We start from the raw sequence: 20886 nt of genomic DNA, 5'->3' as shown, positions 1-20886 counted from the left end.
GAATTTAATAATAGAAATGTCATTAATAGATTTATCAAAACAAGTTGCCCTTGGAGTTGACATCGGCGGAACCAATACTAAATTCGGAATCGTAAACCATCGTGGGGAAGTTCTGGATAAAGGAAATCTGAGAACCGATGCATATGACAAAATTGAGGATTTCATCGATGCGTTATATGAAAGTGTTCGTCCAATGATGGAAAAATATGGTACTGAAGCACACTTTGACGGAATCGGAGTAGGAGCTCCCAATGCAAACTACTATAAAGGAACCATAGAATTAGCTCCCAACCTTCCATGGAAAGGGGTTATTCCATTTGCTGAGCTGATGACAGCAAAATTCGGTCTTCCCTGTACAGTAACCAATGACGCCAATGCTGCTGCCCTGGGTGAAATGCTTTTCGGAGCTGCAAGAGGAATGAAGGATTTCATCATGATTACACTGGGAACAGGAGTAGGAAGCGGAATCATTGCCAATGGAAGCCTAATCTATGGACATGACGGATTCGCAGGAGAATTGGGGCATACGATTGTAAAACCAGGCGGTAGAAAACACTGGAGTACAGGTTCTGAAGGAAGCCTTGAGGCCTATGCTTCTGCTACAGGTATTACCATTACAGCAAAGAAAATGAGAGCTGAGTTCCCGGAATCTATGCTGAATCAGTATCCTGAAGACGAAATCAATTCTAAAACAGTATACGAATGTGCTATCAAAGAAGACCCTATTGCTATTGAGGTTTTCAGATATACAGGTCAGAAGCTGGGTGAAGCAATAGCCAATTTTGTGATGTTCTCTTCACCTGAAGCCATTCTTCTATTTGGAGGGGTAATCAAGGCAGGAGATTTTATTTTAAAGCCTGCTAAGCTTCATATGGAAAGAAACCTTCTGCCAATCTTTAGAAATAAAGTAAAACTGGTATTCAGTGAACTTGACGAAGCTGATGCTGCTATTCTTGGAGCAAGTGCTTTGGTTTGGGAAAAATAACTGATCCTTTTTAAATAATATAGAGCATCCTTTTTAGGGTGCTTTCTTTTTTTCCACAGATTGCACAGATTTTCGCAGATGCGTATGTTGTATTTTTTTGTGTTATCTGTGAAAGTATTGGTGCTATTGGTGTTTAAAATAATTTGTCACATCTATTATTAGAAAATGTTTTATTTTTCCCACGGATTGCACAGATTTTCGCAGATGATTATGTTGTAGTTTCTTTGTGTTATTGGTGAAAGTATTGGTGCTATTTGTGTTTAAATCTAAGAGTAGAAGACGAAAAAAAAACTACAGATTGAGTTGAGATGCTTCGGCTCCGCTCAGCATGACATTGCTAATACTAATTGCTTAAAAAAAACGTGGGTGTTATCTCTGTTATTTTACATTCACCTATACAAATGGCTTCTAATTGTGTTTAAAAGTAATTTGCTACATCTATTATTGCAATTGGAGTTTAAGACATAAAATCATACTTAAATGAAAAAGTTTTTCCTATTTTTGATTGGTCTTTTCTGCATCAGGAAAAGATAATAAAACAATATAATTACCAAAAATGGATAACAATAATTTAGAACAGATTACTTTCGGAGGCGGATGCTTCTGGTGTGTAGAAAGCTGTTTCAATATGCTGAAAGGGGTAAAATCTGCTATTTCAGGATATTCCGGGGGACATAAGGATAATCCGACTTATCAGGAGGTTTGTACAGGAGAAACAGGACATGCAGAAGTGGTACAGATCACTTATGATCCTGCTATTATTTCTTACGAACAGCTGATGGATGTATTTTTCTTTCTTCATGATCCTACTCAATTAAACAGACAGGGAAATGATATCGGAACTCAATACCGTTCTGTAATTTATTATAAAGATGATGCTGAGAAAGCAAAAGCTGAAGAAGCTATCAAAGTATCTCAGGAGTCAGGAAGATGGGCCGGAACTTATGTGACAGAATTAACTCAATTCGATAAATTCTGGGCGGCAGAACAATACCATCAGGGATATTATAATGAAAACCCAACACAGCCTTACTGCAGCGCTGTGGTAGGTCCTAAAATCCAGAAGTTTAAAAAGTATTTTGGTGAACTGGGAATGCTGAATGCAGAATAGGACTTTTTAAGTTTTGGCTAAAGCCGTATTGATGATATATATTGAGTTGGAAACGAGCTAAAGTCCGTTCCTATTGATATCAACCGAATAGCTGCCAACCGATACAAAATAACAGAAGCGAAGAGGAAATCTCTTCGCTTCTTGTTTACGCAAAAATAATTGTTTATATGAAAAAACTAATATCCTGGATTCTGGGTGAAATCTTTTGAGGCATCAAGCGTTGCCTGAGGAATCGGGAAAATTCTTCTGTAAGGCTGGGTAGCTCCTTTTGCGGTTCCCGGCAAATCAAATTTTCCAAACCTGATCATCGCCTTTCTTCTGTACATTTCCCAATACAATTCATATCCTGATTCTTTAAAGAGCGTATCGACATCCAAAGAAGTAAGCGCAACTCCCGGAGCATTATTCTTTAAAGCATCATTTGTTCTTGTTGTTCTTAATTTATTGACATCTGACAACGCTGCTGATATATTACCATTTCTAAAGAAAGCTTCAGCTCTCATCATATAGATCGTTCCTAATCTGTATAATGGAACATCCATTCCGCTGGTTCCGTTGTTTCCGTAACCAGGATCAAATTCAAATTTGAAATTCCTTACTCCTCTGTTGATCTGAGCCTGTGTGAATACTGCTTCTGAAGGATTATCAAAATTAAGTTCCGGAGTAAAATCTGCGGCAAGTGTTGTGTTTTTCTCTGTGAACAATTTATATACTTTGATTCTTCCGTCTGCGGTAAGGTCAAAGCTACCGTTGGCAAGAATTTTAGGTCCGTATTGCTGGCCAACCTGTAATCCACGGTTGAAGTGAAACCACGGTTTTCCCGTACCTTCCACTTTGCTTGTTGACGGCACACTTACATCGGTTCCGTCATTTCTGAACCATGTTCCGTCATCATACTGATAGGTTCTCTGGAAACGTGGATCATCATGATTTCCGTTCCATGAATAATAGAATTCCGGAGTAACACAAGATGCATTGGTCCCTCTATTATCCGGTGATGGCTTCTGGATTCTTTCCATAGACATATACGCCAGGTCATTGTCTGCATTTCTGTTTGAGTTCTTTTTCTGAACAATAGTAAAGATCATTTCCTTACTTGTATCATTGTTGATATCAAAATTGTGGAAGTAGTTTGATTCCAGACTAAAAAACCCACCATTAATCAGCATATCAGAATACTTGATCACCATATCCATGTCATTCCCTCCTCCACTTAAAGCCTGTTCCTTAAAATTGAAAGTACCTGCTGTTTTATTCTTTAAAACAGCTCTGTTAAGATACATATCAGCTAACAGTGCATATGCAGCCTGTTTTGTAAACCTTCCTGCGTGGGTGTTCTGAGTTTTAATATCGGCTAAGTTGGGAATAAGTCCCTCTACTTCAGTAATTAATGCATCAATGGTAGATTCTGCCTTTCTGATCTGAATGGGAGCATTTAAATTATCCGGATCTCTATACGGAGCCTGTCCGTACAAATCGATTGTAGTATATGTGTAAAATGCCAATAACCCTTTGGCTTCTGCCAGAAATAAAGTTTTATTATTGATATTGCTTTTGCTGATACTTCCTATAGCAAATATAGATTTTGTAATTCCTGAGTTCAGCTGATTCCAGGTGGTTTTTACCACATCATTATTGGCATCCCAGGTGAATTCGTGCATGGCTCTCCACTTACCACCATCTCCCCAGTCACTTCCTCTTGTTGGCAGAATGGCTTCATCAGTAGAATATTCCTGTAAAGCAAATACACTTCCATGATCTACAAAAGTTCCGTCACCAAGCTGTCCGTAAGCAGCAGCAAGAGAGGCTTCAGGATCTGCATTTTCAGTTCCCATTACCTCATCAATCACTTTTTCATCCAGATTGGTACATCCTACTAAAGACATCACTGCGATAGACAAAACGATTTTATTTATATTTAAAAATTTAGATTTCATGTTTTCTTTTAACTTAGATTAAAACTTAATAGTAGCTCCCAGAATGAAGGTTTTTGCAGACGGATATGTGGTGTAATCAATTCCTAAAGACTGATTTCCCTGCACCTGCTTGTTGGTGTCAACAAGTGGATCATAACCTGAATAGCTGGTAATGGTAAACAGATTCTGTGCGCTTACATACAAATTGATACTCTTCAAAAATTTCAATTGATTCATGTCAAAAGTATATCCCAATCTTACGTTGCTTAAGCGGATAAAGTCTGATTTTTCAAGATATAAAGAAGATAATTGCGGCTGATTGGTAAAGCTTGCTCCTGAATCATAATATTTCTTCAGCACGTTTCTGTCTGAAGCTAAATTATTGATATTCAAATCCAAAGCCGTATTATTCACAAGATAACCTCCTGTTTGTCCAATGAAAGAAAATGCAAAATCAAACTTCTTGTACTTCATGTAAGAATTGATTCCGAAAGTAAAATTAGGAATGGCTCCTTCAAAAATCTTCCTGTCATTCGGATCAATCTTTCCGTCTCCGTTCAGATCTTCATAAATGTATTTCCCGTTGGCATCAATTCCTAAATAATTATACATATAGAAAGATCCTGCTTCATACCCGTTTCTGTAGATATTTGCGGTAACTCCTGAAAGTCCGGGACCTGAAACTTCACCAGAATTAATTCCTGAAACCGGAAGATCTTTCACCACATTATTTACCGTAGCTCCATTAATGTCAAGATTCCATGTAAAGTTTTCATTTTTAATAATTTCTGAGCCCAGAGAGAATTCAAAACCTTTATTTACAATTTTTCCATCCGCATTCAGCCAAACGAAATCTGTAGGACTTAATGGGGTGGAAGGAATAAATAATATCGGGTTTTTAGTCGTTTTGTTATAGTACTCCAATGAACCATATAATTTGTTTCTGAATAAGCTGAAATCCAGTCCGATATTGGTTTGTGCTACGACTTCCCATTTCAGATTGGGATTGGGTGTTCTTACCACCTGAACTCCATTGATCAGGTTTAAATTATCATATAAATAATACCCTGCACTCTGTGATAACAGGTAACTTGCTTTTGTAATTTTATTGAGAACTTCCTGATTTCCGGTTTCTCCCCAGCTGCCTCTTAGTTTCAATTCATTGATAAAAGAAACATCTTTAAGGAAATTTTCATTTGAAATAGTCCATCCTACAGCAACTGACGGGAAATATCCATATTTATTGTTATCTCCAAAACGTGTGGAACCATCTGCTCTTAAAGAAGCTGTTAAGAAATATTTTTTATCAAAATTATAATTTACTCTTCCAAAGTAAGACTGCAGTTCATTTTCCTGAGAAGTTCCTGGTTGTGGAATAAACACATCCCCGGAATATCCCGGGTTAATTTCTGGTGCAATTCCCGCTCCCTGATTCACAAAGTTTCTTACACCAAGGTAAGTAGCAGTAGCTTTAAATTTCTGATAAGAAAAACCTCCTAATACGTTGAAATTATGTCTGTTTAAGCTAAAATCATACGTTAAATAATGTTCCAAAAGAATATTATAAGAATCAAGATTGGCCTGAGAATAAATTCCTTTTGGGCTTCTGTCCGTAATGTTCGGGAACATTGTGGTATTTCTTTCGGATAAGCTTCTGTCAACCCCTAAATTAAATTTATAATTCAATCCCGGTAAAATTCTCAGTGTTGCTTCTGTATTCCCCAACACTCTGAAAGTATTCGTCTTATCTTCGTAAACGCTCAATAAATAAAGTGGATTGTAATGTGCGTTCATGTTGAAATTGGTATAATTTCCGTTTTGATCATACACAGAACGTGTAGGATTTGCCATTAAAGCATGGATAATAAGCTGTCCGTCAGACCCGGCATTTCCACCATTGGGAATTCCTGTTTCTCTGATATCACTTGCGGTAAGGTTTAACTTAACCTTTAGTCTTTTGTTATCAAAGAAAGACTCTTCCGCATTCAAACGGGCGGTTGTTCTTTTAAAGCTGCTGTTCAGCACAATACCATCCTGATCCATATGAGAAAGGGATGCAAAATAATTCCCTGTTTCTGTGGCTTTTGAGAATGAAACAGAATGATTGGATGAAACTGCATTCCTGTAGATTTCGTCCTGCCAATCTGTATTTCCGCCATGGTCATAAGATTTATCAATTCCTGCAGCTCTGTACTCATCCGCAGTCATTAAATCTAATTTCTTAATCACTGAAGAAAAACCTAAATAAGTATCATACGTAAACATCGGCTCTCCCTTCTTTCCTCTTTTTGTAGTTACCAAAACCACCCCGTTTGATCCTCTCGCTCCATAAATTGCGGCAGCAGAAGCATCTTTTAAAACCGTGATGGATTCGATGTCACTTGTATTCAAAAAGTTGAGTGGATTCTTTGCTGTTGTATTTCCCAACCCTACATTCGGGCTTTGTGCACTCACCGGATCATTATTCAAAGGAATACCATCTACAACGAATAAAGGTGTACTTCCGCTTCGGATGGAACCAATACCTCTGATGGATACATTCACTCCCGCTCCGGGTTCTCCACTGGACTGAACGATACGGACACCGGCAATTTTTCCCTGCATCAGGTTATCCACGGAAATATTCATCCCTTCTTTAAAATTCTCCGCTTTCAGCTGGCTTACTGCTCCAGTTAAATCAGATTTTTTCTGAGAACCATATCCCACCAGAGTTACCTCTTCAATAGACGTTGATTCTTTTTTGGATTCTAATTTTACAGAAATCGAAGTACTGGAGATTTTTACAAGCTGCGTTCCATATCCGTCATAAGAAACAGATAAGGTCTGCCCTATGCTGGCTGAAACTGAGAAATTTCCTGATGCATCGGTAGAAGCAGTTTCACCCGTTTCTACAACAGTGACTTTGGCGCCTTCTATTGCAGAACCGTTCTGATCCGTTACGTTTCCGGAAATGGTTTCGTTTACCTGCGAAAACACAGGATAGTTTGAAGTAAATCCTTTAGCATCAGCTTGGTGGGCCACCAAAAAAATTAATGCAACCGGGATTAGCTTTTTAAACTTAAAAAAATTAATTTTGTGGTACATATCAATAAGTAAAGTAATTGCAAGACGTTACATTGCTTATCAAAAAGCCGCTGTTGTTCCCGCAACAGTGGTTTTCGTTTCAGGCAACTGTTAGTTTTTATTTCGGCATACAAAGTAAAAGGATCTGCCACAATTCTATTTTAACATAATATTATCTTAAAGTCAACAAAATATAAATATCTCAAATTGAGAGAATAGAAACAGACTAAATATCAAACCCTTATACGACTCTATTTTCCCAATATTCACAGAATTTTAAAAATTACTTAACATAATATACAAGTCATTACCTGCAAAGAGTGATTAATTTTGTGTGTAAAATGTATCGAAATGAAAAAGGCTGTTTTACTGGGCTACTGTTTATCTTCATTTAACCTATTCTGGGCACAATCTCAACCTCTCAATGACTTAAAGATTAATGAAATTCAGGTTATTGGCTCTCATAATTCCTATAAAAAAGCCATTCTTCCTGAAGTATACAGTTATTTATCCCAGAAAGACACTCTCAATGCTTTACCCAGGATTCAGTACGAGCATATTCCTATCCCCCAGCAACTGGATCTCGGACTTAGAAATCTGGAAATTGATATCTATGCAGACAGCAAAGGAGGAAAATATGCCCATCCAAAAATTCTGGATCTGGTAAAGACCACCGAACCGTTTGATCCTGAAGGCAAAATGAAAAAGCCGGGTTACAAGATGATTCATATTACGGATATTGATTATCAGACATGGTATTATACATTGGAAGAATGTCTTAAAGATTTGAAAAAATGGTCAGACAAGCATCCTGATCACGATCCGGTTTTTATAACGCTTGAACCTAAAGATGGAAAGGCCAATCAATTTGGAACAGAGCCGGAACACTATACTGCAAAACTTTTTGACGATCTGGATAATGAATTGAAAAAGTACCTGGGAAAAGATAAAATTATCACTCCGGATGATATCAGAGGTTCTTGTAAAACACTGAACGATGCTGCTTTAAATAAAAACTGGCCTAAAGTAAAAGATGTAAAGGGAAAATTCCTTTTTGTAATGGATAATAACGGAGAAAACAGAGACCTGTATGCAAAGGATCATCCTTCATTGAAAGGCAGAATGATTTTTACCAATTCTACTCCGGGAACTCCAGAGTCTGCCGTCTTGTTCATGAATGAACCAAAGAAAGATGATGCTATGATTAAAGATCTGGTAAAAAAAGGATATATCATCCGTACCAGAGCAGATGCGGATACGATGGAAGCAAGAAGTGAGGATTATTCAAGATTTGAAAAGGCAAAAGAAAGTGGAGCACAGATCATTACAACGGATTATTATTATCCCAGCAAATTATTCAAATCCAACTATAAGGTAAGTTTTGACAACAACACCTATGAAAGAAAGAATCCTTTGGCAGGAAAGTAGTCCTGTTTTGCTGTTAGATTTATAATTGAGGAGGCCGTCAGATTGACGGCCTTTTCTTTCTTATTTAAACACGAATGACACAAATACTTTTCACAAATAGACACAAATATCATATGAGATAAAAATGAATATTTAGGAAACATCTCAACTTACAGCTTTATTATTTCTTTTCTTTTCAAATCTATTTCAAAATGATCTGCCGGATCTCCGTGAGAGAGTAATGAAAGGATTTTAAAAACTGATTGTAATTGCTTAATAAATAAGTTTTCTTTCGGATCATTTTCCTGATATAGTTTCACTAATATTTGATACTGCTCCAGCCTTTCTTTGGGAATATCCCTTTTCGCAAGCTCATCTGCAGCTTGAAATTTATACAGATCCAGCAACAAATCATCAAAAGACCACTTTTTAAAGGTTTCAGATCTGATTCCCTTCTCTTTCAGCTGATCATTATTTTGGATGAGTAACAACAGATCTTCACCATTCAGTTTGCTTCCTTTTTGAATAAACTCTTTTGGCCAGTCATCAGGAATCATTCTCAAACGAACCAATTCTTTTAAATGAAAAAGCATAAAATCATGATACGATTTTGTTTTTAAAATGTCTTTATTCCAAAGAATTCTGGTTGTATCATGTTGTAAGGCATCAAACTCTTTTTCGTACAGAGGAAACAATTCATCAAACCGTGGAACCTCATTTACAACTTCAGTTTGTACCTCCATCCTATCGGGAGATTGTATGGTCAGAATTTTATAGGCAGGCAGATAAGCGGCCAGTGAGGGAACCTGAACATTGACTAAAACATTCTCACCAAATTTTCTGATTCCTGTATCATTACTATGCATATGTCCTGCAAAATGAATCTGTAATCCTGCTTCAGCAAATACTTTTGCGACTTCTTCCTGCGGAACACGCTCCAGCTGCCACTTTTTTTCTCCCAACAGGTTTTTAATTTCGTTAGTTGCCCCATCATTAAAATCAATCATCGGATAATGGGTAAATGCAATTAAGGTTTTCTTGTTTTTCTTTGCTTCATCAGCAAGTTTCCTTACCCACTGTATTAAATGCTGTTTGTTGGTCAGCACATTATTATAACCAATACTTGCTCCTTTATAATTGGAAGCATTGTTAGGATTCTCATTGATATTTTTCGGAATATAGGTATTTCCATCTATAGCAACCACCCACACATCTTTCACAGGTTCAACAACATAACTCAAATCCGGAACAGAAAAACCTTCGGCCACTTCATACATTCTTTTGGAATACTCTGCGGTCTCCAGACCTTTTTTGTAAGTATAATTTTTAAAAGTACCATGATCAAAAGGCGTACTCCAGAACAAATCTTCTTTTTTGGGATAGAAGCCAAAATCTTTCAATTCATTCAATATTTCAAGATACCCGGATTCTGCAATATCTTTTGTAATGATCTTATCTATTGATTTTCCGATATTTTCTCTACTATAAATCCCAAACGGCTTCCCATTTTGTCCGAGGAAATCATCTTTTCCGCTATCATTTAGAAGCGGTCCAACAGGATCATGATTTCCTGTTGTTAGATAAAAATTAATCCCATATTTCTGATGATACTGTTCTAAAATTCTATGAAGCCCGCGAAGGTTATAAGCCTGCCCATCATCAGAAAAATCACCGGGCATGGCTACGATTTTAATTCCTTTCGCCGCAATATCATCCAAAGCTTTGAGAAAAGCAAAATAGTTCTCATTGAAAATTCTTGTGGAATGCAATTGAGAATCCATCGTTCTCATAATCGTGGGTTTCTCCGTTTTAGGGTTCATAATTCCCTTGAAATCATGATCCGAAAAACTGCCGTACAGATCCTGAAAATGTACATCAGAAAGAAATGCGATCTGTACAGGCTGCTGCGCCGATAGAAACGTAGATATAAAAATTAAACAGGAGAATATTCTTTTATTCATCTTAAAATAAGACGAAATTACAGGAATGGACGGGGAGTTGTTTTAATTGAATTTTAAATAATTGTGAAGGAAGGTTATTCTCCTATTAATAAAGCTCCTGCATTCTTTCCTGCATATTTTGTGATCATATGCCTGCTCGCATCTCTTAGACTTTTACCGTTATCTGGGTTGATTCCGTCCATTGTAAAAAACTCTACTACATTATCATATTTTGTATACCAGGAGTTACCTAACCCGTTTTCTACTGTCAAAGTATCTGGCCTGGTAATTTTCTTAAAATATTTTAATCTAACAGTGTCAACGGGCAATAACTGATGTTTTGGGTTTTTATCATTACAAGAAGTTAATTTATATTCATCCCCATCCCAATACATACATTGATTCTCTTGATCAAATATTTTTAACCCTCCTTTTCCAGAAGAAAAACTTGCAAATAAAATTAATATCACAGCTCCTATTCCCATCCCATTTTTTGCCATCTGTGGAATATTGAAAATGGGCTGATTTTTTATTACTATCATGATATTTGACATTGTTTCAGAAAGTGAATTACCTTTCGTTACAGTTACATTCACTTCAGTATCATCAGTATCATTCTTATAATTTATTTTTCTTTCTTCTCGATAATGGTTAAAATCAATAAACCCAATGTATTTGCAATATAAATCTAGTATTAATGGTTTTATTTTTTTCTTTTTGTTGTTATCTACAATATCTTCATGATATCCCAACATGGTCCTATAGCTTAAAGTAAAATTAAATTCGTCTAAAAATATCCTCTCCAAATATTTAAAAATACCACTAATTGACGTTTCTGAGCTATCATTACCCGCTTTAGAATATACTTCTTGAAGTAATCTCTTTTTCTCTTGTAAATTTTCTATCATGATCTTAGTAATTATTTGGAAAAAATAAGACGTTTCCATTAAAAAAAAATGCGGAAATCCGTAAATATCAATGGTATAAAGTTTCCAAAATCTTACCAAAAAACTACTATCCCCCACTTTCCTTTTTGCTGCAATTTTGTAATCGAGATCAGGGACAAATACAAACATTAAAAACAAAATCTAAAAACTCTGATTTCAAAAATCACCAGATAAAACGGAGGAAAACTCCGGATTGGGAAGCAGATGTTTCTCCTCCGTTTTTGAAGGTTCACTTCCCTAAAAAATTAAGAAGCGCTTCGAAATTTTAATTGTGTACAGCCTGAGATAAATAGATCTCAGGAGGAAGAAAAACAGTCAAAAAACTTCTAAAATTTTAAGGAATGATCGAGATTATATTAATGCTATTCGGTTTAGCATTCTCAACCAATAATACTAATGCAACAACTGCAAATGACAATAACCCAACTACTGAAACTGTTCAACCTCAAAGTGGTGCTTCAGATCCTGGAGGGTCCACAGGGGAAAGTGGGGGAAGCGATACGGGAGGGGAAACAACTCAAACTCCACCAAAAAAATAGTCATCGCAGGAAAGATTAAATTCATAAATTAACAAACTCAATCAGAACAGACCTACAGTGTCTGTTCTTTTTTTTAAATTTATGCTAAACTTTTTCCATGAAAAAAATATTAATTATTCTTCTATTGTCACTTTTATTCTCCTGTCAAAAAAATGCAGTGGCAATAAAACAAAACTTATTTTATGACAAAGCGTATGAACTACATACCAAAGGAAAAACAGATAGTGCATATGTATATTATGATCAGGCCGAAGATGTTTTCAGGCTCCATAAAGATAGTACAGGGATGGGAAAATGTATTGTCAATAAAGCTATTATTTTAACAGACAAAGGGGATTATTTTGCAGGTCAAGAATTATCGCTTAAAGCACAGCAGTATTTTGACAAAAATAATAAGGATCAATATTCATATATCTGTGCAAATTATAACAACTTAGCTATAGCCAGCAATAACACAAAAGACTTCCCTAATGCTATAAAATATTATGACTTAGCTATAAAATATGCTGATTCCCAAGAAAACAAACTAACCTATCAAAAGAATAAAGCCAATACTTATAAAGATGAAAAAAAATACCAGGAAGCCATCACAATTTATGAGAGTATTCTTCCTCAAATAAAAAATACTAATAAAAAATTATACGCAAGACTTCTTTCCAACTTTGAAAATGTTAAGTCTCTAGATAACCCTCTTTATAACCCGGAGCCACAATTATTACATGCTATTGAAATTGAAAAAGAGATTGATGATAAATGGGCTCAAAATGCTGGATATGCCCACCTCTCTGATTACTACACACATAACGACAAAAAAAAGGCCTTAATATATGCTGAAAAAATGTACCAAATAGCTAGGGAAATTAGAAGTCCGGCTGACCGGCTAGAAGCATTACAGAAGCTCATTTTATTGGATTCTGAAAAAAGTGCAGAAAATTTTCAAACCTACTTGTCATTGAATGATAGTATCCAAAGAGAAAAGGATAAAAGTGACAGCAAATTCGCTTTCATAAGATTTGATGTAGAAAAAATTAAAAGACAAAATGCAGAAAAGGACAACAGTATTTTGAAACTTTTGATTGGAGTAGCAACATTAATTGTTGTTATAATATTTACCGTCATTGGTTACAGAAGAAGACAATTAAAATTAAAACAAGAAAAAGAGATCGAGGTAAAAAACACCCAGCTTAGAATATCGAAAAAAGTCCATGACGTAGTTGCCAACGGCATTTATCAGGTGATGACAAAGATTGAAAACCAGGAAGATTTTGACCGGGATAAAGCGCTTGACGAACTGGAATTTGTGTATGAAAAATCAAGAGATATTTCCTATGATAAAATTGGCGAAGAAAAAGAGTTCAGTAAAGTAATTTCAGAACTTATTGCTTCCTTCAATAGTGAAACTGTAAAAACATTTACTGCAGGAAACAGTCCTGCAATTTGGGAAGCTATTTCTGCTACAGTTAAAGACGAAGTTCACCAAATGATTCGCGAACTGATGGTGAATATGAAAAAACACAGCCATGCCAGCCATGTGGCCGTGAAGTTTGAAAAAATAAACAATCTCGTTGAAATTCAATACAAAGACAATGGAATAGGAATTTCCGGAGACCTTATTTATAAAAATGGTCTGCGTAATACGGCATCCCGCATAGAAGCGATTAACGGAACTATTACTTTTGACACAAAAATTGAAAAAGGGCTGAAGGTAAATCTTTCATTCCCTGTTTCCTAATCATATAGTTATGTTCAAAAAAGTTTTAATCGTTGAAGACCAGGAAATAATGAACCAGGGAATCCTGAATACGATAAAAGAATTAAATATCCCTGATTTTGATTATGTAATGTATTGTGATGAAGCTTTAAGCAGGATCAGAACAGCTTTGGAAAAGAAAAGTCCTTACGATCTTCTTATTGCTGATCTGTCGTTTGAAAAAGATCATATTCCTCAGCAACTTCGTGACGGGCAAGAACTTATTTCTGAGGTAAAAAAGGTTCAGCCTGGATTAAAAATAGTTGTGTTTTCTGTAGAAAAGAAAGCCAAAATAATTGATGATCTGTACAAGATATATCAGGTTGACGGATTTGTAAGCAAGGCAAGGCGTGACGGGCAGGACCTGAAAAACACAATACGGAAAATCTTTAATGGAGAGACTGTAATTCCACAGGAAGTTCTGAATACAATGCGCCATATTTCTTCTGAGTTTGATGTGTATGATATGAAACTACTTGAACTGCTTGCCAAAGGACACAAACAGAGTGAAATAAGTACCTATCTGAAAGACCACCGAATGACACCATATGGGATCAGATCTATTGAAAAGAGATTGAATGAACTTCGGGACAGCCTTGGCGCAAAAAATAATATTGAAATGATCGTAATCTGTAAAGATATTGGCCTCATCTGATCCTATCTGTTGAAAAGATTTTTTTCTCCCTTTTTACGGGATCACGTAATGATGAAATAATAAATGACTATACTTTTGAGGTCTTAACCTATTTTTTTAATTAAATCGTATAACCATGTTCAAAAAAGTTTTAATCGCCGAAGACCATGAAAGCATCAATATTTCCGTTCAGAAAACCCTTGAGGATCTTAAAATCCCCAACATTGATTATGTTTATTATTGCGATGATGCCATAGGTAAAATCCAGAAAGCTTTACGGGAAGAACATCCCTATGACTTATTGATTACAGATCTTTATTATGAGGAAGATCATCATGAACAGAATCTTAAAGACGGAAAAGACCTCATCAGAAAAGCAAAAGAGATACAGCCCAATTTGAAAATCATAGTATTTTCGGCAGAACATAAAACGGGAATTATAGAAAATCTTTTTTCAGATTATCAAATTAACGGTTATGTTCGTAAAGCCAGAAACGATTCAAAAGACTTGAAAAAATCAATTACCTCAGTGTACATTGGTGAAGAATATTTATCTTTTGATCTCAAGCAGGATATGAAAAAGCTCAACAGCTATGAGTTTTCTACGTTTGATATCACACTTGTTTCTCTGCTTTCCAAAGGAGTTTTACAAAAAAATATTCCTATACATCTCGAAGAGAGAAACATTAAACCCGCCAGTCTCAGCAGTGTGGAAAAAAGATTAAACAGCCTGAAAGAAGATCTGCAAATAAACAGCAATGAGCAGCTGGTAGCCTTCTGCAAGGATATCGGAATTATATAAAAAACATTTCATTTCACTTAGAACCTTTCAAAAAATTTGAAAGGTTTTTTTATTTTTTGCCCATTTTACGGAAACCCGTAACGGACCAAAATTTAATGCTCATATTTTTGGACTGTTAAACAATAAACAATTTTTATTATGAAAAAGTATTATGTAAACAAAAAGGCTCAAGCCAATGGAGACCATGAAGTGCATCATGAAGACTGCATATATCTTCCAAATGTTGATAACAGAAAATATTTAGGGATATTCTCTTCATGTAAAGAGGCAGTAAAGGAGGCAAAAAAAGATTATTCGAAAGCGAATGGATGCAAAACATGCTCTAATGAATGTCATACAAGTTAAAAAAACAGTAATCATGGGAAAATTCGTAATCACACAAAGAATCAACAACGAGTATCAGTTTAATCTGAAGGCCGGAAATGGCGAAATTATTTTAACCAGCGAAGGATATGTTCAGAAAGCATCCTGTCAGAAGGGAATTGAATCTGTAAAAGTTAATTCACAGGATCTGTCAAAATACGACAGAAGAGTGGCTAAAAACGGAAAAGATTATTTCGTGTTAAAAGCAAGAAACGGTGAAATTATTGGAAATAGTCAGATGTACAGTACAAAATCCGGAATGGAAAATGGCATCGCTTCCGTAAAATCAAATGCTCCAACGGCAGAAATCGTTGACGAAACTTTAAAAAAATAAAAACTATGGATCTTAAAATTAAACTTGAGCAACTGCATCAGAAAGTAGTAGGCCTTAAAGACCAGATCGGAACAGAAGAAGCTACAAAAAATGCTTTTGTAATGCCTTTCATTCAAATCCTTGGTTATGATATTTTCAATCCTACGGAAGTAGTTCCTGAACACGTCTGTGATATTGGGACAAAAAAAGGAGAAAAAGTGGATTATGTAATCAAAAATAATGATGAACCCATCTTCATCATTGAATGTAAGCACTGGAAAGAAAGCGCTGATGCACATAATTCGCAGCTTCACAGGTATTATCATGTTTCTAAAACGAGATTTGGAGTTTTAACCAATGGAATTGTGTACAACTTTTATACGGATTTGGAAAAGCCTAATATTATGGATGAAAAGCCGTTTTTTACCATCAATATTGAGGATCTGAAAGACAGTTCTATTAAAATTCTGGAAAGCTTTACCAAGAAAGATTATAATCTGGAAAGTATTCTTGATTCTGCAGAAGCATTAAAATATATCAAAGCCATTAGAAAAGAATTTGAAAAAGAGATTGAAAACCCGTCTGACGAACTGGTAAAACTATTAGTGAACCGTTTCTTTGAAAAGCCTTTAACAGCCAATAGAATGGTTTCTTTCAAAGAATATGCTAAAAAGGCTTTAACGACTTCTATTAATGAATCCATCAGCTTCCGGTTAAAATCTGCATTAAGCATCAATGAACAAATAGAAAAAAGAGAAGACGATGTGAAAACATCACAACCCATCGACGAGAATAACGATTCCAAAATTGTAACAACTGAAGAAGAGTTGGAAGGATTTCAAATTGTAAAAGCTATTCTGAGAGAGAAAATTCCGTCTTCAAGAATTGCTTACAGAGATACTCTTTCCTATTTCGGGGTGTTGTTGGATGATAACAACAGAAAGCCACTTTGCAGATTACATTTTAATACAACGAATAAATATCTGGAGACTTTTCACAACGGAAAAGAAGCAGGAGAAAAGATGTTATTAAATACACTGGATGAGATCTACAATTATAGAAATCAGCTTCATCTGACGCTGGAAAACTATTCATAAAACTAATAGCCATGAAAACTTTTATAATTATTCTGAAAGCTTTACGGTGGATTTTGGGTTTTTCATTTCTTCTTATTTCGTTGGGTCAATTTATAGAACAGAGTTTTGAGGCATCAATTGTAATGCTGATATTGGGTATATTTTTAATCCCGCCAACAGGTAATTTTATTATTAATAAAATAAGAATGATCAATCTTGATGGAACTCATAAAATCTTACAAACCATAGACTATTCTGATCTTCATACTATTTTACCCGTCTATCAACAAAATGTATTAAACCACAAAAAAGCATTAACTGAAAAGCAAAAATTAAGGCTTGGGAGAAAAATTTATTATAATACCCTTTGTACTGCTATTTCAGATTTTAATCTCACCCAAAGCAAAATCCTTAAACTGAACGAGATTAAAGTGTATTTCAACTTATCTGATCAGCAAGTACTCTTAGAAAAAAATAGGATCTCAGAAAAAACGGTAAAAAATCTGGTTCAGAAATGTTATGAAGATCGTGTATTGACTGATTTAGAAAGTAAACAAATCACAAACATTGCTATCTTTCTTCAATTTCCATTAGATAAAGCTGAAGAGATCAAAAATAAAATTGCTTTCTCATTATTTAACAGAATACTTGAAGAAAAGATATCAGATAATCGTCTTTCTCCAATAAAAGAAACAGAGCTGAAACAGGTAACAAGAAATCTGAAAATTGACCATCAGAGTATTAAAGTATTTCTTTCTGACCGAAAAATTAAAAGTTTACAGCATGCCAAGTTATTATGGAATCTTGACCATGGTATTTTTCCAGTTATTTACAATCCTTCCATAACGTTAGCAAGAGATGAACAATGCTATTTAAATGTTAATGCAACTCTTATTGAAAACAAGTTGGTTCATGCAGGATATTCACGCACAAGTACCGGTGTTTCTTTCAGAGTTATGAAAGGAGTAAATGCCAGAATTGGCGGCGGAAGATACCGCCCCGTAAAAGAAAATATAAGGGAGACTCATCCCGGAACTCTCTATCTTACCAACTCAAGAATTGTTTTCAATGCCGGAGGGAAAAGCTTCCAAATTCCTTTCTATAAATTGATTTCACACAACGCAAGAGGAGGAAGTCTTGAATTGATAATCCAAAATAAAAGCTATTCACTGCGTATAAATTATAAAGAAACTGAAATATTTACACTTGCATTATCAAGTTCTCTCCGGCAGTACAAAAATGCCAATGATCATCTGAAAATACAGGCGATGAGAGAAATCTCTATGAATGAAAATTTCATCTGAAGACAAAATCAATTAACTATTAATATTCAAGATATGAAAAAACTAATCCCGTTCATCATACTTACCTTCAGTATGCTTATCTTAAATTCTTGCTTAAAAGCCAATGACAATGCAGGACATGGCGGAAGATGTACAGGTTCTTCCTATTGCACGGCCTGCTCCAACTGCTCAAGATGTGGGCACTGTAGTGGCGGTGGAACCTGTGGGGTTTGCGGAGGTGGATCTTCCGGAAGAAGCTCATCATCGGGTAGTTCCAGTAAAAAAAGTAAGGCTGGAAAATACAAACCTTCTGATTCTTATAAATCCTCAAAAACAAAATCCAGTAAACCACCAAAAGTATTTATTGATGAAGTTAATTTCAATATTAATTCCAACAACAGATACATTGCAGGAATACAAGCAACAAATATTTACGAGAAACCATCCTTAAAATCTAAAATAATAGCAACAGTCTCTAAAAGGGCCAAATTGATTGAACTTTCAAGAGATGGTTCATGGTACAAGGTACAGGTAAAATCAAGTAGAACAACAGGATATGTTCATTATAAAGATATAAAATAATCAAAAAAAATGAAACCATTTCTCACCTTCTGTGCGTTATGTTGTTTCTTCGGTATTTTCAGACTTCCTATAGAATATTATACTTTCCTCAGAATTCTTATTTCCATTGGAGCTTTATTAGTTTTATACAATACTTTAAACTTTAAACAACATTATTTCAGTATATTATTTCTAATCATTCTCATTCTTTTCAATCCAGTTTTTCCTTTTTATTTATATCGGAAAAGCATTTGGGTCCCGATTGATATCATCACAGGAATTTTATTTCTGCTGATCAATTTCATAGAAAGAAAAGAACAAAAAAAAGAAGAGGAAATTACCGAAGAAACTACAGAACCTTCATTACCCATTCATCAAAGAACTGTTTCAAGAGACAGAATTATTAATCCTAAAAAAACCAAAGAAGAATAGCCATCATGGAAAACAATCATATAACAGAAAACCTCAAAGCTCATTTTTTACGATTGTATCAAATGGCTATCTGCGATGATGATTTCAGTGCATTAGAATTAAAAATGCTCTACAAATGTGCAGAAGAAAGGGGAATTCCATCCAAAAATTTAGATGAAATCCTTTTAAATCCTATCAATTTAAAATCATTGGTACCACAGACTATTGAGGAGAAAGTAGATTATTTATATGATCTCACCGTAATGATCTGGGCAGATGGAATTGTTTCGCCAAACGAATATTCTGCAATGCAAAAATACGTTCTGATGTTTGGCTTTTTGGAAGAAAATGTAACGGCAATTGTAGACTATCTCATTGAAGCCGTAAAAATCGGAAAGAACAAAAGTGAAATTTTATATGAATTAAAAAACTAACTCATCATGGACACCGCCAGTATAAAAAATTTATTCAAACTCAAATCCGTTCCGATAGAACCGAAACCGGAACCGCTTCCCTCAAATAATGACACCCCAGATGATGAATCTCTGGAAGAAACCAGAAAGAGAACTTATCATGAATCAGGATATAGAGACAGTTCGCGAACCAACGGAAATCATTCTACGCTATCTATCTGCCTCGATGCCGTTTATTCCAAATTTCAGAACGAAGAAAAGGAAATGGTCGAAAAACAGAAAAATCTGAAAGAATCCTACGTCAACGAACAAAAAAACAGAGAAACTGAAATTAAGGCGCTGACAGTATCACAGGAAACAAAAGAAGAGCAGCTAAAAAACAAAAATATAGAAATTGAAAATCATCAGCATACAATTGAAAATTTGAAATCTGAAATCCTTGATCTACCCAGAAACCCGGAAAAGCACAATATAAAAGCGACAAGAGGAGCTTCTGCAAAATTCTGGATCGGACTTTTTCTCTTGCTTCCCATCACTTTATATTTAGGAACATTTTATATCTCAACTTCTTATTCAGCTTTTTTCAAAAGTTTTGATGCAAGAAGTACTGTTATTCAAAGTGTTTTGGATGCACAGGCTTTCAGCAAGGCATGGAACGAAGGAGTTATTGAAGGGGCTTTTGTAACCTTGATTCCGTTTGTATTTCTCGGACTGGGTTATTTGATTCACATGTTTTGGGAGAATAAAACGAGAGCCAATTATATCAAACTGGGATTATTATTTATCGTAACATTTATTTTCGATTGCATTCTAGCCTACGAAATTGAGTCAAAATTATATGAATTAAACAAAACTTTTGAATCACCACCATTTGATATTAAAATTGCTTTTACCAAAATTCAATTTTGGGGAATTATTTTCGCTGGATTCATTGTGTACATTATTTGGGGACTGGTTTTCGACTTTGTAATGAAAGAACATCGTGAAAAAGATAAGATCAAAAACGAACAGGAAATCAGACAGAAGAGGATTGAGTTCTTTCAGGACAAAATCAATATTTTGAAAAAAGACATTGAAGAAATCCTTGCCAGTATCGGAACGATAAAAGAAACTGTTATCAAAACCCGGGGAAGAATCGAAGAGCTTCAAAATATTATTGACGGGGTCATTATTCCGACCAAAGATTACAAACTGTATGCTTCGGAATATGTTCAGGGCTGGATCACTTTTATCGGTGAAAAAATAGCCGTATCAAGAACGGAAAAACAAACAATGATTGATGACTGTATTGCAACTTACAATATTAATCTGGAAACTGTAGGGGCTAATTCCGACAATCAAAATTTAGTGTATTTATCATCTTTATAATTAC

The 20886-nt window shown here is 35.1% G+C and carries 19 protein-coding genes; 15 read left to right on the top strand and 4 right to left on the bottom strand.

Annotated elements, in window-relative coordinates; all coding sequences use genetic code 11:
• The first annotated feature begins 16 nt into the window (after positions 1-16).
• Both SFA27_RS00575 and msrA read left to right on the top strand, forming a co-directional pair.
• Positions 17-985: an ROK family protein gene (locus tag SFA27_RS00575; protein WP_047378023.1), complete on the top strand. Its 969-nt coding sequence runs from the start codon at positions 17-19 to the stop codon at positions 983-985.
• Positions 986-1541: 556 nt separating this feature from the next.
• Positions 1542-2096: a peptide-methionine (S)-S-oxide reductase MsrA gene (gene msrA / locus SFA27_RS00570; protein WP_407295439.1), complete on the top strand. Its 555-nt coding sequence runs from the start codon at positions 1542-1544 to the stop codon at positions 2094-2096.
• A gap of 176 nt (positions 2097-2272) precedes the next feature.
• Here msrA and SFA27_RS00565 read toward each other — a convergent pair whose 3' ends face one another.
• Positions 2273-4033 carry a RagB/SusD family nutrient uptake outer membrane protein gene (locus SFA27_RS00565; RefSeq protein WP_407295436.1) on the bottom strand — a complete coding sequence of 587 codons (1761 nt, stop codon included), beginning with the start codon at positions 4031-4033 and terminating at the stop codon, positions 2273-2275.
• Positions 4034-4051: 18 nt separating this feature from the next.
• Positions 4052-7096, bottom strand: coding sequence for a SusC/RagA family TonB-linked outer membrane protein (locus SFA27_RS00560; protein ID WP_407295433.1), 3045 nt, complete (start codon positions 7094-7096; stop codon positions 4052-4054).
• A gap of 330 nt (positions 7097-7426) precedes the next feature.
• Here SFA27_RS00560 and SFA27_RS00555 point away from each other — a divergent pair, with 330 nt between their 5' ends.
• A complete protein-coding gene (locus SFA27_RS00555) occupies positions 7427-8503 on the top strand; it encodes a phosphatidylinositol-specific phospholipase C1-like protein (protein WP_407295430.1) in 1077 nt (358 codons plus the stop codon).
• Positions 8504-8652: 149 nt separating this feature from the next.
• Here the strand turns inward: SFA27_RS00555 and SFA27_RS00550 are convergent, their stop codons facing one another.
• Positions 8653-10443: a metallophosphoesterase family protein gene (locus SFA27_RS00550; RefSeq protein WP_407295427.1), complete on the bottom strand. Its 1791-nt coding sequence runs from the start codon at positions 10441-10443 to the stop codon at positions 8653-8655.
• Between the two features lie 74 nt (positions 10444-10517).
• Positions 10518-11498 (bottom strand): hypothetical protein, encoded by a 981-nt coding sequence (locus tag SFA27_RS00545; protein ID WP_047378016.1) that lies wholly within the window; start codon positions 11496-11498, stop codon positions 10518-10520.
• Between the two features lie 212 nt (positions 11499-11710).
• Between SFA27_RS00545 and SFA27_RS00540 the strand changes: the two genes are divergently transcribed.
• The 12 genes from SFA27_RS00540 to SFA27_RS00485 all read left to right on the top strand — a co-directional run bounded on the left by SFA27_RS00540 (position 11711) and on the right by SFA27_RS00485 (position 20882).
• Complete coding sequence (locus SFA27_RS00540; RefSeq protein WP_407295425.1) at positions 11711-11908, top strand: hypothetical protein; 198 nt, start codon at positions 11711-11713, stop codon at positions 11906-11908.
• 97 nt (positions 11909-12005) lie between these two features.
• Positions 12006-13640 carry a sensor histidine kinase gene (locus tag SFA27_RS00535; protein ID WP_407295423.1) on the top strand — a complete coding sequence of 545 codons (1635 nt, stop codon included), beginning with the start codon at positions 12006-12008 and terminating at the stop codon, positions 13638-13640.
• 10 nt (positions 13641-13650) lie between these two features.
• On the top strand, positions 13651-14313 hold the full coding sequence (locus SFA27_RS00530; RefSeq protein WP_407295420.1) for a response regulator: 663 nt from the start codon (positions 13651-13653) through the stop codon (positions 14311-14313).
• A 115-nt stretch (positions 14314-14428) separates the two neighbouring features.
• A complete protein-coding gene (locus SFA27_RS00525) occupies positions 14429-15094 on the top strand; it encodes a response regulator (protein WP_264519354.1) in 666 nt (221 codons plus the stop codon).
• 138 nt (positions 15095-15232) lie between these two features.
• Positions 15233-15439, top strand: a complete 207-nt coding sequence (locus SFA27_RS00520; protein ID WP_407295418.1) for a hypothetical protein — start codon at positions 15233-15235, stop codon at positions 15437-15439.
• 13 nt (positions 15440-15452) lie between these two features.
• The gene (locus tag SFA27_RS00515; RefSeq protein WP_047378010.1) at positions 15453-15791 is read left to right on the top strand and encodes a YegP family protein; all 339 of its coding nucleotides are present in this window, start codon (positions 15453-15455) and stop codon (positions 15789-15791) included.
• 5 nt (positions 15792-15796) lie between these two features.
• Positions 15797-16867, top strand: a complete 1071-nt coding sequence (locus tag SFA27_RS00510) for a type I restriction endonuclease (protein ID WP_407295416.1) — start codon at positions 15797-15799, stop codon at positions 16865-16867.
• An 11-nt stretch (positions 16868-16878) separates the two neighbouring features.
• A complete protein-coding gene (locus SFA27_RS00505) occupies positions 16879-18150 on the top strand; it encodes a hypothetical protein (RefSeq protein WP_407295413.1) in 1272 nt (423 codons plus the stop codon).
• Positions 18151-18183: 33 nt separating this feature from the next.
• On the top strand, positions 18184-18711 hold the full coding sequence (locus SFA27_RS00500; RefSeq protein WP_081995508.1) for an SH3 domain-containing protein: 528 nt from the start codon (positions 18184-18186) through the stop codon (positions 18709-18711).
• A gap of 9 nt (positions 18712-18720) precedes the next feature.
• Positions 18721-19122 carry a DUF6804 family protein gene (locus SFA27_RS00495; protein ID WP_407295410.1) on the top strand — a complete coding sequence of 134 codons (402 nt, stop codon included), beginning with the start codon at positions 18721-18723 and terminating at the stop codon, positions 19120-19122.
• Positions 19123-19127: 5 nt separating this feature from the next.
• Positions 19128-19535, top strand: coding sequence for a hypothetical protein (locus SFA27_RS00490; protein ID WP_047378006.1), 408 nt, complete (start codon positions 19128-19130; stop codon positions 19533-19535).
• A 6-nt stretch (positions 19536-19541) separates the two neighbouring features.
• On the top strand, positions 19542-20882 hold the full coding sequence (locus SFA27_RS00485) for a beta-carotene 15,15'-monooxygenase (protein WP_047378005.1): 1341 nt from the start codon (positions 19542-19544) through the stop codon (positions 20880-20882).
• Positions 20883-20886 lie beyond the last annotated feature (4 nt).

It is taken from the genome of Chryseobacterium sp. HR92, assembly GCF_045689405.1.
Classification (GTDB): domain Bacteria; phylum Bacteroidota; class Bacteroidia; order Flavobacteriales; family Weeksellaceae; genus Chryseobacterium; species Chryseobacterium viscerum_A.
Note: the sequence above shows the minus strand (reverse complement) of the source record. Positions and strands in the feature narration are given on the sequence as shown.

What these genes read in the sequence shown, in the direction of transcription:
- SFA27_RS00490 (WP_047378006.1), top strand. Translation starts at nt 19,128, where the DNA reads ATGGAAAACAATCATATAACAGAAAACCTCAAAGCTCATTTTTTACGA.
- SFA27_RS00545 (WP_047378016.1), bottom strand. Translation starts at nt 11,498, where the DNA reads ATGTTTGTATTTGTCCCTGATCTCGATTACAAAATTGCAGCAAAAAGG.
- SFA27_RS00540 (WP_407295425.1), top strand. Translation starts at nt 11,711, where the DNA reads ATGATCGAGATTATATTAATGCTATTCGGTTTAGCATTCTCAACCAAT.
- SFA27_RS00565 (WP_407295436.1), bottom strand. Translation starts at nt 4,033, where the DNA reads ATGAAATCTAAATTTTTAAATATAAATAAAATCGTTTTGTCTATCGCA.
- SFA27_RS00575 (WP_047378023.1), top strand. Translation starts at nt 17, where the DNA reads ATGTCATTAATAGATTTATCAAAACAAGTTGCCCTTGGAGTTGACATC.
- SFA27_RS00560 (WP_407295433.1), bottom strand. Translation starts at nt 7,096, where the DNA reads ATGTACCACAAAATTAATTTTTTTAAGTTTAAAAAGCTAATCCCGGTT.
- SFA27_RS00485 (WP_047378005.1), top strand. Translation starts at nt 19,542, where the DNA reads ATGGACACCGCCAGTATAAAAAATTTATTCAAACTCAAATCCGTTCCG.
- SFA27_RS00505 (WP_407295413.1), top strand. Translation starts at nt 16,879, where the DNA reads ATGAAAACTTTTATAATTATTCTGAAAGCTTTACGGTGGATTTTGGGT.
- SFA27_RS00535 (WP_407295423.1), top strand. Translation starts at nt 12,006, where the DNA reads ATGAAAAAAATATTAATTATTCTTCTATTGTCACTTTTATTCTCCTGT.
- msrA (WP_407295439.1), top strand. Translation starts at nt 1,542, where the DNA reads ATGGATAACAATAATTTAGAACAGATTACTTTCGGAGGCGGATGCTTC.
- SFA27_RS00550 (WP_407295427.1), bottom strand. Translation starts at nt 10,443, where the DNA reads ATGAATAAAAGAATATTCTCCTGTTTAATTTTTATATCTACGTTTCTA.
- SFA27_RS00530 (WP_407295420.1), top strand. Translation starts at nt 13,651, where the DNA reads ATGTTCAAAAAAGTTTTAATCGTTGAAGACCAGGAAATAATGAACCAG.
- SFA27_RS00510 (WP_407295416.1), top strand. Translation starts at nt 15,797, where the DNA reads ATGGATCTTAAAATTAAACTTGAGCAACTGCATCAGAAAGTAGTAGGC.
- SFA27_RS00525 (WP_264519354.1), top strand. Translation starts at nt 14,429, where the DNA reads ATGTTCAAAAAAGTTTTAATCGCCGAAGACCATGAAAGCATCAATATT.
- SFA27_RS00495 (WP_407295410.1), top strand. Translation starts at nt 18,721, where the DNA reads ATGAAACCATTTCTCACCTTCTGTGCGTTATGTTGTTTCTTCGGTATT.
- SFA27_RS00515 (WP_047378010.1), top strand. Translation starts at nt 15,453, where the DNA reads ATGGGAAAATTCGTAATCACACAAAGAATCAACAACGAGTATCAGTTT.
- SFA27_RS00500 (WP_081995508.1), top strand. Translation starts at nt 18,184, where the DNA reads ATGAAAAAACTAATCCCGTTCATCATACTTACCTTCAGTATGCTTATC.
- SFA27_RS00520 (WP_407295418.1), top strand. Translation starts at nt 15,233, where the DNA reads ATGAAAAAGTATTATGTAAACAAAAAGGCTCAAGCCAATGGAGACCAT.
- SFA27_RS00555 (WP_407295430.1), top strand. Translation starts at nt 7,427, where the DNA reads ATGAAAAAGGCTGTTTTACTGGGCTACTGTTTATCTTCATTTAACCTA.